This window comes from Pseudidiomarina aquimaris (assembly GCF_003987395.1).
In the GTDB taxonomy this organism is placed as follows: domain Bacteria; phylum Pseudomonadota; class Gammaproteobacteria; order Enterobacterales; family Alteromonadaceae; genus Pseudidiomarina; species Pseudidiomarina aquimaris.
Genome location: NZ_PIPT01000013.1, coordinates 1 through 13,599, shown reverse-complemented (window position 1 = coordinate 13,599; position 13,599 = coordinate 1). Strand labels below are relative to the sequence as shown.

Below are 13,599 nucleotides of genomic sequence, written 5' to 3'. Positions count from 1 at the left end.
ATCTTTTGCCAAATCTAGTCCGATTCTGGTTACAATACTCACCTGTGTCTCCTCCAGCATGTAAATGATCACGTATCATTTTGGCACATTGCGATGCCGTATTGTTGGAGGAGACCATTACATCGGGCTACCCAGGCTTCTTAGCGGGTGCGTGCGCAGATTTCTTCGTCAGCGAAGAAGTATGCGATTTCGCGTGCCGCTGATTCTACAGCGTCAGAACCGTGTACCGCGTTTTCATCGATAGATACAGCATAGTCAGCACGAAGCGTTCCTGCCAATGCTTCAGCTGGGTTGGTTGCACCCATGATTTCACGGTGACGAAGTACAGCGTTCTCGCCTTCAAGTACGCTTACAACGATTGGACCAGAAGTCATGAACTCAACCAATGCGCCAAAGAAAGGACGCTCGCTGTGCTCAGCGTAGAAACCTTCCGCTTGCTCTTTGCTCAAGTGCATCATTTTTGCAGCAACGATACGCAGACCCGCAGTTTCGAAACGGTTGTAGATACCGCCGATCACGTTCTTTGCAACAGCGTCAGGTTTGATAATCGATAAAGTACGTTCTAAAGCCATGGTTTGTCTCCAATCATAAAAGGCTAGCTAATTTAAAGTCGCGCGGATTATACACGTTTCGCTATTTCACTGCTACCACCGCTCGCATTAGAGAGGGCTGCCCTCTCTTTGCTCTTCATTTTCTTTGACCTCTGCCCTTTTCACTTGGCGGCTTACATGATATAGATGGCTAAACGTCTATTAGGAGTTGTATATGACACAGCAAATTACTTTAGGTGGTGGTTGTTTTTGGTGCATCGAAGGTGCGTTCAAGCAGGTTCGTGGTGTGCTCAAAGCCCAGTCTGGCTATGCCGGCGGTGAGAAGGCGGAGCCAACCTACGAAGAGGTCTGCACGGGTAACACTGGGCACGCTGAGGTGGTGCAGATCACTTTTGAGCCGACGGCATTGTCGGTGCGCGAGATTCTCGAGATCTTTTTTGCCCTACACGATCCTACGCAGTTAAATCGTCAAGGTAACGATGTTGGCACACAATATCGTTCGGCGATCTTTTACCAAACCGATGAGCAACGTGATGAAGCTGAGAAGATTATTGCGGAAATGCGTGCCGACAAAACATGGCAAGACGAAATTGTCACTGAGGTTGTCGCGTTAGAAAAATTCTGGCCTGCCGAGGACTATCACGATAACTACGTCGAGCGTAATCCGCAAAATGCTTATTGCCAAGCAGTCGTTAGCCCAAAGCTTGCTAAGTTTAAGCGTACATTCGCCGAGAAGTTAGAGTAAGGGGCAGAGGTTGCCCCAAAAACGCGAGAGGAATCGCTTGCAAAGGGAGGGCTGCCCTCCCTAATGCCACTGCGAAATAGAATGGTCGGTAAAGTCGAATGTTATAATCGATTTTAAGCAATATACATACAATCATGAATGTATGTAAAATGCTGCTACCATTTAAACTAGTCAGAGGTGATTATGCAGTTCTCTCGGCTCATTATCGCAACAGCGCTTGTTGCAGCAGGCGCTTCACAGCATGTCGACGCGCAGGAATTTCATGTTGGAGCAGTGTACTCTGCGGATCAACTTTGGGGCGGCCGCATCGGTTTACGCTCCGATGATTATGCTCAAACGCTGCTCCCAGATTCATGGCTATCAGCCATAGGCAATCCGACAATTGCTTTTGAAGGCGCATTAAATCAATGGCAGGACTCTAATGACTCGAGTGATAAACTTACTGCGCTCACACTAAGTCCTGTGTTCCAATGGCAAATCGCTGGTGAGCAGCGCCCACTCTATGTCGAAGCCGGAATCGGTGTTTCAGTCCTAGATGGCACGACGATTGGCGACCGTAATCTTTCCATTCACTTTCAGTTTGAAGACCGCTTAGCATTGAGTTGGCAGTACAGCAGTGCGAGCAAAGCCCGAATCAGTTTAGCCTATACCCACTACTCGCAGGCTGATCTTGATCGACCTAATGATGGCCTCGACTTCTTTAGTATCAATTGGCATATCCCATTCGGCTGATCGCCCAACACCTTAAGTGAACGCAAAAAAGGGAGGCTCAGCCTCCCTTTTTCTGTGCATCTCGCGGTGCATCCTATCCCGAAGACTAGTGATTCTCTTTCACCATATTGATGGTGTATTTAGGAATTTCGACAACCAGATCTTCGCCGTTGACGCGGGCTTGGCAGCTTAGGCGTGAGTCAGGGTCGAGGCCCCAGGCCTTATCAAGCATGTCGTCCTCGTTGTCATTGATTTCGGCGAGTGAGTCATAGCCTTCACGCACATAGACGTGGCAGGTGGTACAAGCACAGACTTTTTCGCAAGCATGTTCGATGCCGATACCGTTGCGCAACGCTACATCTAATACGCTTTCGCCGTCAGCGGCCTCTACGGCAGTGCCTTCTGGGCAAAGCTCTTCATGCGGTAAAAATACAATCTTTGGCATTACGATTTCCCCAAATTAAAGTTCGTTAACGTTGCTGCCGGACAGCGCTTTGCGAATGCCTGCGTCCATACGACGCGCGGCGAAATCTTCGCTGGCTTGGTCGACTTTCTCGATGGCTTTTTCAATGACATCGGCTGAGGTGCCAGCACGAGCGACGCGTAATGCTTCCATGGCGTCGTCAAGGCGTTTACGTTCCGCTTCGTCTAACAATTCGCCATCGACAGCTAATGCGCTGCTTAATGCTTCCAACACGCGGTCAGCTTCGACTTGCTGTTCGCGCAACATGCGCGCCGCCATGTCTTCTTTCGCGTTGGTCATCGACGAGGTGATCATCTGCGAAATATCTTCGTCGTTCAAGCCGTACGATGGCTTCACCTGAATCGACGCAGTCACACCGCTGGATTTTTCCATGGCGGTGACGCTTAACAGGCCATCGGCGTCGACTTGGAAGGTGACGCGAATATGGGCTGCACCTGCTGCCATCGGCGGAATGTCGGTCAACACAAAGCGTGCTAACGAACGACAGTCATCTACTAACTCACGTTCGCCTTGGACGACGTGAATCATCATGGCCGTTTGGCCATCTTTAAAGGTCGTGAACTCTTGAGCTTTGGCTACTGGAATTGTTGTGTTGCGCGCTACAACTTTTTCCACCAAGCCGCCCATGGTTTCTAACCCTAACGACAATGGAATGACGTCCAGCAGAAGCATATCTGAGTCAGGCTTGTTGCCTGCTAAAATGTCGGCTTGAATGGCGGCGCCAATGGCGACGACTTCATCAGGGTCGATCGAGGTCAATGGCTCGCGGCCGAAGAATTCGCCCACGGCTTCGCGAACACGCGGTACACGGGTTGAGCCACCAACCATGACCACATCAAGTACTTCTGATGCGTCAACTTCGGCGTCCTTCAAGGCGCGGCGGCAGTTGACTAGGGTGCGGCGCACTAACGGCTCGATGAGTTCGTTGAGCTGCGCGCGGGTCAAGGTCGTTTTGAGTTCGCTGGCGTCGGGTGATTCCCCCGCAGTAGAACTGCGGGCTACGTGCACTTCGACTTCCGACTGGTCGGTTAAAGCTTCTTTGGCTTGTTTGGCTGCGTTAATTAAAGAGCGTTCCAAGCGCGCTGGTACGGCGTCGTCGAGGTCCCACACTTGCTTCAAGTGAGCAACTATAAGTTGGTCGAAATCGTCACCACCAAGGGCGCTGTCGCCTCCTGTTGCTAAAACTTCAAATACGCCACCTTGCAGGCGTAATATCGAAATATCGAAGGTGCCGCCGCCGAGGTCGTAAACGGCGATTAAGCCTTCGCGACCGGTATCTAGGCCATAGGCTACCGCTGCCGCAGTCGGCTCGTTCAATAGGCGCAAGACGTTTAAGCCCGCCAGTTGTGCGGCGTCTTTAGTACTTTGTCGCTGAGCATCGTCGAAGTAAGCTGGCACGGTGATGACCACGCCTGTGAGTTCGCCACCTAGCGCGGCTTGGGCGCGGGCAGATAACGAACGCAAAATATCTGCGGAAACTTCTACTGCATTGCGTTCACCTGCGGCGGTATGGAATACCGGTACGCCGTTGTCGGTTTCGCTCATGCGGTAGGGTAAGTTAGAAAAGTTACGCTGTACGTCGGCGACGGTGCGGCCGATGAAACGCTTGACTGAGACGATGGTGTCTTCGGTGGCCAAAGATGCGTCGCCATGTTTGGCTACGGCTTCATGCCCTACACACACTTCGTCGGCACCGTAATAAACCACAGAAGGTAAAATTGCGCGATCTTGCTCGTCACGCAGTACTTGGGCTTCGCCGCTGCGCACGGAGGCAACTAACGAATTGGTGGTGCCTAAATCAATGCCTGCTGCCAAGCGGTGTTGGTGTGGCGCGGTACTTTGTCCGGGTTCTGCAATCTGCAAAAGGGCCATTCAGAAAACCTCGTTGTTCGTGATTCGTAGCCCGTAGTTCTACTACGGGTCTAACCTGACGTTTCTGCCATGGTTGATCAATTCGACATACCCCGCAGTAGAACTGCGGGTTACCCATTAAATGTCTTCTAGGGCTTCGAGTTCGCGGCGGAGTTTGTGCATAAACTTGAGTTTGCGAATGGTATCGGCTGCCTCTTCGTTATCTTCGGCAGCTAACAAGTTCTCAAGCTCCGCCTGCAGTTCTGCAGTTTGCGCAGCCAAATCTTTATAAGCCGCGTCGATACCTGCAAAGTCACCGACATCCAATTCTTCAACACGCTCACGCCACTCCATTTGCGCCATCAAAAACTCAGGATCTTGCAGCGTTTTCTGCTCGTGTTGCATATCAACGCCACGCAGCGCCAGCAGGTGTTCGGCACGCAATAGTGGCGAGCGTAACGTCTGATACGCATCATTGAGCTGCGCAGTGCGCTGCACCGCCATAAGTTTATCACGCTCGCTTCCCGCGGCATGACGGTCAGGATGCAGCGCTTGCTGCAACTTGCGGTAGCGCTGCTGCAAATCAGCTAGATCGACGTCGTAAGCGACTGGTAAGTTAAAAAACTCGAAGTGATTCATTTAAACGTTAAAGCTCTCGCCGCAACCACACTCGCCTTTGGCGTTCGGGTTGTTAAATTCGAAGCCTTCGTTCAGACCTTCTTTGACGAAGTCGAGCTCAGTGCCATCAAGGTACACCAAGCTCTTGCCGTCGATAATGATTTTCACGCCTTTTTCTTCAAAGACGGTGTCGGTGTCTTCCACCTCATCAACGAACTCCATCACATACGCCAAGCCTGAACACCCTGTGGTTTTCACGCCTAAACGAATGCCTTCGCCTTTACCGCGTTGTTCCAAGAACGACCGCGCACGTTGAGCGGCCGCTTCGGTCATGGTAATCGCCATTACTGCCTCATTCTTGATGCAAAAGTAGTACTACAAATTTGCCAAACTAATGTTAGCCCGCGTGCTTTTTCTTGTAGTCGTCTAACGCAGCTTTGATTGCGTCTTCCGCCAAGATAGAGCAGTGAATTTTCACTGGTGGCAAGGCCAATTCTTCGGCAATTTGCGTGTTCTTCAGCTGTGACGCTTCTTCGATTGACTTACCTTTTACCCACTCGGTTACGAGCGAGCTCGAGGCAATCGCTGAGCCACAGCCGTAAGTTTTGAACTTCGCATCTTCAATGATGCCAGCGTCGTTGATTTTCAACTGCAACTTCATCACGTCACCACAGGCCGGCGCACCAACCATACCAGTAACTACTGAAGGGTCGTTTTTATCGAAACCGCCAACGTTACGCGGGTTCTCATAATGGTCGATTACTTTTTCACTGTATGCCATATCACTTCACCTCTCTTAGTGAGCCACCCATTCGACGCTTTCTAAATCAACGCCGTCTTTGTACATTTCCCAAAGGGGTGACATGTCGCGCAAGCGACCAATGGATTTCTGAATTTGCTCTACTGCATGGTCAACTTCTTCTTCAGTTGTGAAGCGACCAAAGCTGAAACGAATTGAGCTATGGGCTAATTCGTCGTTGCGGCCTAAGGCGCGCAATACGTACGAAGGTTCGAGACTCGCTGAGGTACAGGCCGAACCTGACGAAACCGCGAGGTCTTTCAAGGCCATGATCAGGCTCTCACCTTCGACGAAGTTAAAACTAATATTGAAGATGTGCGGTACGCCGTGCTCTTGCGACCCGTTTACATACACTTCTTCGATGTCTTTCACACCGTTCCACAACCGGTCGCGCAGGGCACGGAAGCGCTCACGCTCGGCTGCCATCTCTTCTTTAGCAATGCGCGCTGCTTCGCCCATGCCAACGATTTGGTGGGTCGCTAAAGTACCTGAACGCATACCACGCTCGTGACCACCACCGTGCATTTGCGCATTCAACCGTACCCGCGGGCGACGACGCACATACAATGCACCGATGCCTTTCGGACCGTACATTTTGTGGCCTGAGAAGCTCATCAAATCGACCGGCAGCGTCTGCAAGTCGATATCAATTTTACCAGCGCTTTGCGCAGCGTCGACATGGAAAATAGTCTTATTCTCGCGACACAGGTTGCCGATGGTTTCGATGTCTTGAATCACACCGATTTCATTGTTGACGTGCATCACGCTTACCAGCACTGTGTCTTCGCGCAACGCTGCTTTAAATACGTCTAAATCAAGCAAGCCATCTTCTTTCACGTCTAAATAAGTCACTTCGAAGCCTTCGCGCTCAAGCTGACGGCAAGTATCCAATACGGCTTTGTGTTCGGTCTTGACCGTAATGATGTGCTTACCTTTTTTCTGATAGAACTCCGCCGCACCTTTAATTGCGAGGTTATCAGACTCGGTGGCGCCCGAGGTGAAGACGATTTCGCGTGGGTCAGCATTCACTAACTCGGCGATCTGGTTACGAGCGATATCAACCGCTTCTTCCGCCTGCCAACCGAAACGGTGCGAACGTGACGCAGGGTTACCAAACTGACCGTCTGGCGTTAAATACTGCATCATCTTCTCAGCGACGCGTGGGTCCACTGGCGTTGTTGCTGCGTAATCAAAATAAATCGGTAATTTCATTCGGTGCTACTCCTCACGTTGTCAGACAGCTTATAACTGACAATTCAGTGCAATTTGTTGCTCGCGTTTCTTCTGCTCTGCAATTTGCGCATTCTGACGCTCAGCCACTTCATTAATATCGCGTTGTTTGACCAGCTCAGCCAAACTGATATTTGCGAGAAAATCTTCAATGCGGTCGCTTAAGTTCGACCACAACGAGTGGGTTAAACATCGGCTGCCGCCTTGGCAACCGCCTTTGCCACCACAACGGGTTGCATCGATGCTTTCGTCCACTGCTTGAATCACTGCGCCAATCGAGATCTGCTGCGGTGCACAACCTAAGCGATAACCACCGCCCGGGCCACGCACACTGCTCACGAGCCCTTTCTTACGCAGGCGCGCGAACAATTGTTCAAGATAGCTAAGTGAAATTCCTTGCCGCTCAGAAATATCTGCCAGCGGCACGGGTCCTTGTTCTGTGTGTAACGCAACGTCAAGCATTGCGGTTACGGCATATCGCCCTTTCGAGGTTAAGCGCATAGCTTTATTTCCTCCATCGTTATGCCGTAATTTTCGCATTCCCGACTATTTTAGTCAAGTATTCTGAAAGCGTTGTTCGCTATTCGATGTTCGCTGTTCGAGCGGGTAGCCCGTGGTTTCACCACGGGTCCAACCTGACGTTTCGACCATGTCCGTTCAATTCGACATATCCCGTGGTGAAACCACGGGCTACAAACAACAAACAGCGAACATCGCCTTTAACGCTTTTGGGTTTGTTTGTCGATTGAGGCGAGGATGCCGCGCAGAATATTAAGCTCATTTGCTTCTGGCCTTGCTCGCGTGAACAAGCGACGCAACTTCGCCATTACCTGACCTGGATGTTGCTTAATAATAAAGCCGGTATCCGTCAATGTGCTTTCTAAGTGTACGTAGAAGCGCTCAAGATCTTCGGTGAGTGGATACTCACTTTCGGCCGCATCAGGTCTTTGTTCGGCCTCAAGCCACTGCATACGAATTTCATACGCAAGCGTTTGCACGGCCATTGCAAGGTTTAACGAGCTGTAATCAGGGTTGGTAGGAATATGCACGTGATGCGTACATTGCTGCAGCTCTTCGTTAGTCAGTCCGCTGCTTTCGCGGCCGAATACTAGCGCGACCTTGTAGTTAGCGCTTTCAGCGAGCGCTTGCCCGGCAGCCTCGCGCGGGCCGAGCAGCGGCCAATCCAATGTGCGGTTGCGGGCGCTGGTACCAATGACCATGCCGCAATCGCTAATCGCTTCACTCAAGGTAGCAACGATGCTTGCGCCGTGCAGTACGTCGGTGGCACCAGCAGCCAGCGCCGAAGCGTGGCTGTCAGGTGCTTGCACAGGGTCGACTAAGGTGAGCTCAGACAAGCCCATGGTTTTCATTGCTCGCGCCACCGAACCGATATTGCCGGTGTGCGAGGTGTTAACGAGAACGATGCGGATATTGTCGAGCATAGTCGTTACTTCATGCTGCTCGGTAAGTGCGGACGAGCTTTGCTTAGGATACCCTGCACCACTTTCGGGTTTCCCGCTACGGTGTGGCCGCTTTGCATGAAGCCGTGACCGCCAGCAAAGTCGGTGACCAAACCACCTGCTTCACGGACAATCAGGCCGCCCGCGGCGATATCCCACGGCTGTAAGCTGAATTCCCAGAAGCCGTCCATACGGCCTGCTGCGACATAAGCAAGATCGAGCGCAGCTGCACCAGCGCGGCGCATATCTGAAGTCTGCTCAAATAAACTACCAAAAACATTTTGGTAGCTTTCAACCAAGTCTTTGCGCTTAAACGGAAAGCCGGTCGCCAACAACGCACCGTTGAGGTCACGTTGTTTAGTCACGCGAATACGTTTGCCGTTCAACTGTGCACCAGCACCGCGGCTGGCAGAGAAGAGCTCTTCACGCAACGGGTCATAAACGACCGCCGCTTGCACTGAACCTTTGTGGAGATAAGCAATAGAAATTGCGAAATGCGGGATACCGCGCAGGTAATTGGTAGTGCCATCAAGCGGATCAATAATCCACTGATGCTCTGGGGTTGCACCTTCATGCGCACCGCTCTCCTCAGCTAAAAAGCTGTGATCTGGGTACGTTTTTTGAATTGTGCGAATGATCGCTTGCTCAGCTGCTTTGTCGATTTCAGTAACGAAATCATGCTGGCTTTTGGCTTGAATATTCAGGTCAGCTTCAACGCCGAAGTTCTTGCTCAAAATTTTGCCGGCCGCACGCGCAGCGCGCACCGCGATGTTTAACATGGGATGCATACCAATATACCTGTGCTGTGAAAGAACGATTTTGTGGCGGCGGATTATACGGCTTTCTTTCGCCGGGCGCAAGAAAGCGTTGTTCGCTTTAAACGAATAGCAAACAGCGAATAGCAAACATCGCCCTTGTATTTTTTATCGGCAGGTGTTATTAAAGTGTTGCGCTATGCCTAAAATAACAACTATAAAGCTAGGAGGATCCCATGGATCATTCAGAAGAGCTAAACGGTGTTGAAGCAAAACAGAACAAGTCACGTCGGGTCAAACGCAAGTGGCGGGAAATTGAAGCGCTTAAAGAGAAATATCGCTTACGCGATGAGCTTAAAGAGATGGACCACGGTCTAGATCTTGAGCTCGACGAACTCGAATTCTAAAAAAAAACCGTTCCTCGCTGTTTAAGCCGTAGCCCGTGGTTCTACCACGGGGAGACTCGAATTGAACGGACATGGTCGTGACGTCAGGTTGGACCCGTGGTAGAACCACGGGCTACCAGTCGATTCCGACTTCCAGCAGTTCGTTGGTGCGGCGGAAGTGACCGCAGGTCAAGAAGCCCCTGTGCGCTGATAGCGGTGATGGATGCACCGCAGTTAGCACATGATGGCGTTGACGATCGATCAATGCCCCTTTCTTCTGTGCGTGTGCGCCCCAAAGCAAGAACACCACACCTTCACAGTGATCATTAATTTTCTCGATGACGCTATCAGTAAAACGTTCCCATCCCCAACTCGCATGTGAATGTGCTTTACCTTCCTCGACGGTCAATACCGTATTCAACAGTAACACGCCCTGCTCTGCCCAATGCGTTAAATCGCCATGCTCGGGCGGTTGATAGTCTGGGTAGTCATGCCTGATGGCTTTGTAGATGTTACGCAGCGAGGGTGGCAATTTGACACCTTTAGGTACCGAGAAGCATAAGCCATGCGCTTGACCTTGGCCGTGATAGGGATCTTGGCCGAGGATCACGACCTTTAACTCTTCCAGCTTGGTGTATTTGAAGGCATTGAATACCTGTTCGCTGGGCGGGAAGATAGTTTTACCGGCGTCACGCTCCGCTTGTACTCGGGCAAGGAGCTCGACAAAGTACGGTCGTTGCTTTTCGCTACCGAGCAAGTCGGTCCATGTGAGTTGTTGCATAACTTAGTTCTTGAGTGAGTAAGGTAGCTTTATTTTACTGTCGAGCCCGGCCAACACGGCTGCAAATTGCGCTTCGTCGGCAAGGTCGAGACTTTGGATGCAGGCAAAGCGGCACTGCGAGTCGCGCAACAATGTCTCAAGTTTTCCGGCACTGTAGCGCTTCGGCTTGATATTCAAGCAATCGAGCTGATGTTCTTCAATAGCGGCGTGGTTCTGCAATTGCCAGTGATGTGCTAACGCAATCGGCGAGAACTGCGCTTCATTGCGTAAACGATAGGAGACATTCTTCGCAAAACCATCAGGCTGTTCAGCATACAACTTTTCATAGGTTGAGCGCAGCAGAGGATGTGGCGTATGGCCAATACAGTAGAATTTGTTGTCATAGCCTATGCGCTTTGCTGCCAGCTCTTGTGAACGTTTAAAACTCGGATCGTCTGCGCGGTCACCGAGACCTAACCACTTTTGCAGACGCTTCGTCCAGCGTTGCTCAGCCTGTAACTGCCAATTGCCTCGAATAACCGGCTTGCCGTTTTGAAAAAAGTCATCCTGACGCAATGGCTTAGTGATCAGAAAGTCGTCATTAAGATAAATGAATTGCTCGGCTAAATCAGGGATCCGCCACAGTACCGTCTCAATCGTTAAACTATTAAACGTCGGGAGGACATCGCCAAAGCCCGCAAACAACGCCTGGTGATCAACCACCTTGATCCGCTCGGCAACAGGGGTACCTGCATAGTGCTGCAGAAGCTTTGGCGTCTGCTGATCGGTCACAATATAAATCGTGCGGATGAACGGCGCGTACTGTAGCAGTGAGGCGACACAGTAATCGAGTTCGCCGCACTCCCGAAAGCGGGTGGCACTGGCAGACTTTGGCTGTCGTCCTAAAGTTTCAAGATAAGCGTTAAGTTTTGCTTGGTGCTGGGGATCATTGCCATCGACCCAGGTGATCACTGCGTCGATGGCGTTTGCTTCGTTAGTCGTCTGTTTGTTCGTCACTATATTTCTCAAACCAATGCAAGATGTATGCGACCTTACCAATCAAGTTGGACGGCCGGCTATAAATACCATGCGGTGCATCGGGGACGCGAACCATCGCTGTTTCGACACCTTCGAGTTTTAGCGCTTGATAGTACTGCTCAGACTCTGAAATCGGCGTGCGATAATCAGCCTCACCAGTCAACAGCATGGTCGGCGTGGTGACGTTGCCCACATAGCTAATAGGTGAGTATTTTAAATAATGTTCTGGGTTTTCCCAAGGTAAAGCTGGGAACCAATACTTGGTGAAGTAGCTATAGGCGTCAGCGGTCAGTACGAAGCTGTACCAGTTGATAACTGGCTTGGCGACTACAGCGGCACGGAAGCGGTCGGTATGGCCCACAATCCAAGCTGTTAGCACGCCGCCGCCACTACCGCCGGTGACATACAAACGATCTTCGTCAATGAAGCCCTTATCAATGACTGCGTCGACGCCGTCCATCAGGTCGTCGTAGTCCTGACTTGGATAATTGTGGTGGATTTCCTGTGCGAATTCTTCACCGTAACTGGTGCTGCCACGCGGGTTGGTATAGAGCACGACATTTCCTGCGGCCGCCATCAACTGCACTTCGGCAGAAAAGGTCTCAGCATAGGCTGTATGCGGGCCACCATGAATCTCAAGAATTAACGGATACTTTTTCTCAGCGTCAAAGTTCGGCGGGTAAACAATCCAGCCTTGGATTTTATAGTCACCGTGTTTGGAGTCGTACCAGATCTCTTCTACTTTTCCGAGCTGTTTGTGCGCGAACAAGTCTTCGTTTAACTGCGTGAGCTGCTTGGCTGTCTGGCCGGTTTGCATGACCAGGTCCGCTGGGCGCTGAGGGTTCGCTTCGGTGAACACCAAAGTGCCATTGGCAGCTACATCGAAATCACCACCGCTGTAGGGGCGTCCGTAACTTAAGCCACCCATACGATCGGTTAACTCTTGGCGTTCACCGTTCAGTGATTGCTTGACGATGTGCCCGTTGCCATGGCGATCATAACTAAAGTAGACCGCATTACTGTCAGCTGCCCACTGTACGTCACTGACACTGTAGTCGAGGTTGCTGGTCAATAATTTCGGCTCTTTACCGTTCAAGTCCATCACATACAGCTGAGTCAGTTGATAACTCATTTTCTCGTCATCATTCCCAAGCCAAGCAAGCTTGCTGCCGTCTGGGCTGATGACCGGCGAACGGTCCGGCCCGTTACGGTCAGTTAGCTGTGTGATCTCTTGACTGCTTACGTTGACGCTGTACAGCTCTGAATTTTGCGGATGGTCAAAGGCATCTTCGCGCAAGTTACCGGAGAAGATAATCGTATCGTTACCGTTCCAAGCCAAAGTGCCACCATGGTGATAGTCACCATGAGTGATTTGCCGCGGTGTACCGCCATCTGCTGGCATCACGTAAATCTGCGTGTAGCCATCGCGGGCATAGCCTGCACCATCAAACCGATATTGTTCTTTGTCGATATATTTGGGGGCATCGGCCCACTTGGCACCCTCTGGAGCTTTGGGTAACTTCACCGGCGGTGCCGATGGCTCCGGAGTAAACATGGTGAAGGCGAGCCACTCGCCATTAGGTGACCAACTAAGGTTACTGGGTGAACCGGTCAGGCGTGTGACAGGAGCATGCTGCTGGGTGTCGGTCCAGTACAAGTGGACTTGGTTACTGCCACTGCGGTTGGATACAAAAGCTAGCGTGCTGCCGTCCGGCGACCACGTTTGTGAGTGATCGTTGGCGTCACCGCCGAGTAACGGGCGCAATTCACCATCGTTATCTACGCGCCAGAGCGCGCCATAACGTCGGTCGGTCATAATATCCATGTAGTTACGGACGAAAACCGTGTAGTCCCCACTGGGGTGCAATGTGGGAGAACTAGCATATTCGAGTTGGAATACATCTTCAGGTTGGAAGATATTTTGCTTCGCTTCATCTGCTAGGGCTGCGCTCGTCGTCAGCGCCAGCACAATTCCGATGGTTGTTTTCATTTTTGACTCCGAGGTAGCCCGCAGTTCTACTGCGGGGGAAGCTAGAACATCATAACCATGGCCAAAAAGTGAGGCCTTACCCGTAGTAGAACTACGTATATGGTCTCCTCCAACTTTGCAAGTTAAAACCGGTCGTAAGCGAAGTTGCGTTCGTATATTCGGCCTCGAGTCACAATGTATTCACTTCTAGCTCATTGTAGGGCCTTGATGTAATCCGCGCA

At 51.3% G+C, this 13,599-nt stretch carries 16 protein-coding genes; 3 read left to right on the top strand and 13 right to left on the bottom strand.

Annotated features, from left to right (window positions below; genetic code table 11):
* Positions 1 to 140: 140 nt before the first annotated feature.
* Positions 141 to 572 (bottom strand): nucleoside-diphosphate kinase, encoded by a 432-nt coding sequence (ndk, locus tag CWE21_RS13155; RefSeq protein WP_126771437.1) that lies wholly within the window; start codon positions 570 to 572, stop codon positions 141 to 143.
* Positions 573 to 765: 193 nt separating this feature from the next.
* Here ndk and msrA point away from each other — a divergent pair, with 193 nt between their 5' ends.
* Together msrA and CWE21_RS13145 are read left to right on the top strand one after the other, a co-directional pair.
* Positions 766 to 1,296, top strand: coding sequence for a peptide-methionine (S)-S-oxide reductase MsrA (gene msrA, locus CWE21_RS13150; RefSeq protein WP_126834896.1), 531 nt, complete (start codon positions 766 to 768; stop codon positions 1,294 to 1,296).
* Positions 1,297 to 1,479: 183 nt separating this feature from the next.
* On the top strand, positions 1,480 to 2,028 hold the full coding sequence (locus CWE21_RS13145) for an acyloxyacyl hydrolase (RefSeq protein ID WP_126834895.1): 549 nt from the start codon (positions 1,480 to 1,482) through the stop codon (positions 2,026 to 2,028).
* Between the two features lie 85 nt (positions 2,029 to 2,113).
* On the opposite strand, the gene fdx is transcribed toward CWE21_RS13145, so the two are convergent.
* The 9 genes from fdx to suhB all read right to left on the bottom strand — a co-directional run bounded on the left by fdx (position 2,114) and on the right by suhB (position 9,237).
* The gene (gene fdx / locus CWE21_RS13140; protein WP_126834894.1) at positions 2,114 to 2,452 is read right to left on the bottom strand and encodes an ISC system 2Fe-2S type ferredoxin; all 339 of its coding nucleotides are present in this window, start codon (positions 2,450 to 2,452) and stop codon (positions 2,114 to 2,116) included.
* A 15-nt stretch (positions 2,453 to 2,467) separates the two neighbouring features.
* Entirely contained in the window at positions 2,468 to 4,363 is a 1,896-nt protein-coding gene (gene hscA, locus CWE21_RS13135) for a Fe-S protein assembly chaperone HscA (protein WP_126834893.1), read from the bottom strand.
* A gap of 117 nt (positions 4,364 to 4,480) precedes the next feature.
* Positions 4,481 to 4,981: a co-chaperone HscB gene (gene hscB / locus CWE21_RS13130; RefSeq protein WP_126834892.1), complete on the bottom strand. Its 501-nt coding sequence runs from the start codon at positions 4,979 to 4,981 to the stop codon at positions 4,481 to 4,483.
* Positions 4,982 to 5,305, bottom strand: a complete 324-nt coding sequence (gene iscA / locus CWE21_RS13125; protein ID WP_126834891.1) for an iron-sulfur cluster assembly protein IscA — start codon at positions 5,303 to 5,305, stop codon at positions 4,982 to 4,984. It abuts the gene before it with no gap.
* A 52-nt stretch (positions 5,306 to 5,357) separates the two neighbouring features.
* Complete coding sequence (gene iscU, locus CWE21_RS13120) at positions 5,358 to 5,741, bottom strand: Fe-S cluster assembly scaffold IscU (protein WP_126834890.1); 384 nt, start codon at positions 5,739 to 5,741, stop codon at positions 5,358 to 5,360.
* A gap of 15 nt (positions 5,742 to 5,756) precedes the next feature.
* Positions 5,757 to 6,971 (bottom strand): IscS subfamily cysteine desulfurase, encoded by a 1,215-nt coding sequence (locus tag CWE21_RS13115; RefSeq protein WP_126834889.1) that lies wholly within the window; start codon positions 6,969 to 6,971, stop codon positions 5,757 to 5,759.
* A 30-nt stretch (positions 6,972 to 7,001) separates the two neighbouring features.
* Positions 7,002 to 7,490: a Fe-S cluster assembly transcriptional regulator IscR gene (gene iscR, locus CWE21_RS13110; RefSeq protein ID WP_126834888.1), complete on the bottom strand. Its 489-nt coding sequence runs from the start codon at positions 7,488 to 7,490 to the stop codon at positions 7,002 to 7,004.
* A 218-nt stretch (positions 7,491 to 7,708) separates the two neighbouring features.
* The gene (trmJ, locus tag CWE21_RS13105; RefSeq protein WP_126834887.1) at positions 7,709 to 8,431 is read right to left on the bottom strand and encodes a tRNA (cytosine(32)/uridine(32)-2'-O)-methyltransferase TrmJ; all 723 of its coding nucleotides are present in this window, start codon (positions 8,429 to 8,431) and stop codon (positions 7,709 to 7,711) included.
* 5 nt (positions 8,432 to 8,436) lie between these two features.
* Complete coding sequence (gene suhB / locus CWE21_RS13100) at positions 8,437 to 9,237, bottom strand: inositol-1-monophosphatase (protein WP_126834886.1); 801 nt, start codon at positions 9,235 to 9,237, stop codon at positions 8,437 to 8,439.
* 203 nt (positions 9,238 to 9,440) lie between these two features.
* Between suhB and CWE21_RS13095 the strand changes: the two genes are divergently transcribed.
* A complete protein-coding gene (locus tag CWE21_RS13095; protein WP_126834885.1) occupies positions 9,441 to 9,611 on the top strand; it encodes a DUF3545 family protein in 171 nt (56 codons plus the stop codon).
* 112 nt (positions 9,612 to 9,723) lie between these two features.
* On the opposite strand, the gene ung is transcribed toward CWE21_RS13095, so the two are convergent.
* Genes ung through CWE21_RS13080 form a run of 3 tightly spaced genes read right to left on the bottom strand, consistent with a single transcriptional unit; the run spans position 9,724 to position 13,378 of the window.
* Entirely contained in the window at positions 9,724 to 10,371 is a 648-nt protein-coding gene (gene ung, locus CWE21_RS13090; RefSeq protein ID WP_126834884.1) for a uracil-DNA glycosylase, read from the bottom strand.
* A 3-nt stretch (positions 10,372 to 10,374) separates the two neighbouring features.
* Positions 10,375 to 11,367: a Stealth CR1 domain-containing protein gene (locus CWE21_RS13085; protein ID WP_198675132.1), complete on the bottom strand. Its 993-nt coding sequence runs from the start codon at positions 11,365 to 11,367 to the stop codon at positions 10,375 to 10,377.
* Positions 11,345 to 13,378 carry a S9 family peptidase gene (locus tag CWE21_RS13080; RefSeq protein ID WP_126834882.1) on the bottom strand — a complete coding sequence of 678 codons (2,034 nt, stop codon included), beginning with the start codon at positions 13,376 to 13,378 and terminating at the stop codon, positions 11,345 to 11,347. Before CWE21_RS13080 ends, CWE21_RS13085 begins: the two co-directional genes overlap by 23 nt.
* Between the last annotated feature and the right edge of the window lie 221 nt (positions 13,379 to 13,599).

Coding starts and splice junctions, on each gene's coding strand:
- ndk (WP_126771437.1), bottom strand. CDS start 572: ATGGCTTTAGAACGTACTTTATCGATTATCAAACCTGACGCTGTTGCA.
- msrA (WP_126834896.1), top strand. CDS start 766: ATGACACAGCAAATTACTTTAGGTGGTGGTTGTTTTTGGTGCATCGAA.
- CWE21_RS13145 (WP_126834895.1), top strand. CDS start 1,480: ATGCAGTTCTCTCGGCTCATTATCGCAACAGCGCTTGTTGCAGCAGGC.
- fdx (WP_126834894.1), bottom strand. CDS start 2,452: ATGCCAAAGATTGTATTTTTACCGCATGAAGAGCTTTGCCCAGAAGGC.
- hscA (WP_126834893.1), bottom strand. CDS start 4,363: ATGGCCCTTTTGCAGATTGCAGAACCCGGACAAAGTACCGCGCCACAC.
- hscB (WP_126834892.1), bottom strand. CDS start 4,981: ATGAATCACTTCGAGTTTTTTAACTTACCAGTCGCTTACGACGTCGAT.
- iscA (WP_126834891.1), bottom strand. CDS start 5,305: ATGGCGATTACCATGACCGAAGCGGCCGCTCAACGTGCGCGGTCGTTC.
- iscU (WP_126834890.1), bottom strand. CDS start 5,741: ATGGCATACAGTGAAAAAGTAATCGACCATTATGAGAACCCGCGTAAC.
- CWE21_RS13115 (WP_126834889.1), bottom strand. CDS start 6,971: ATGAAATTACCGATTTATTTTGATTACGCAGCAACAACGCCAGTGGAC.
- iscR (WP_126834888.1), bottom strand. CDS start 7,490: ATGCGCTTAACCTCGAAAGGGCGATATGCCGTAACCGCAATGCTTGAC.
- trmJ (WP_126834887.1), bottom strand. CDS start 8,431: ATGCTCGACAATATCCGCATCGTTCTCGTTAACACCTCGCACACCGGC.
- suhB (WP_126834886.1), bottom strand. CDS start 9,237: ATGCATCCCATGTTAAACATCGCGGTGCGCGCTGCGCGTGCGGCCGGC.
- CWE21_RS13095 (WP_126834885.1), top strand. CDS start 9,441: ATGGATCATTCAGAAGAGCTAAACGGTGTTGAAGCAAAACAGAACAAG.
- ung (WP_126834884.1), bottom strand. CDS start 10,371: ATGCAACAACTCACATGGACCGACTTGCTCGGTAGCGAAAAGCAACGA.
- CWE21_RS13080 (WP_126834882.1), bottom strand. CDS start 13,378: ATGAAAACAACCATCGGAATTGTGCTGGCGCTGACGACGAGCGCAGCC.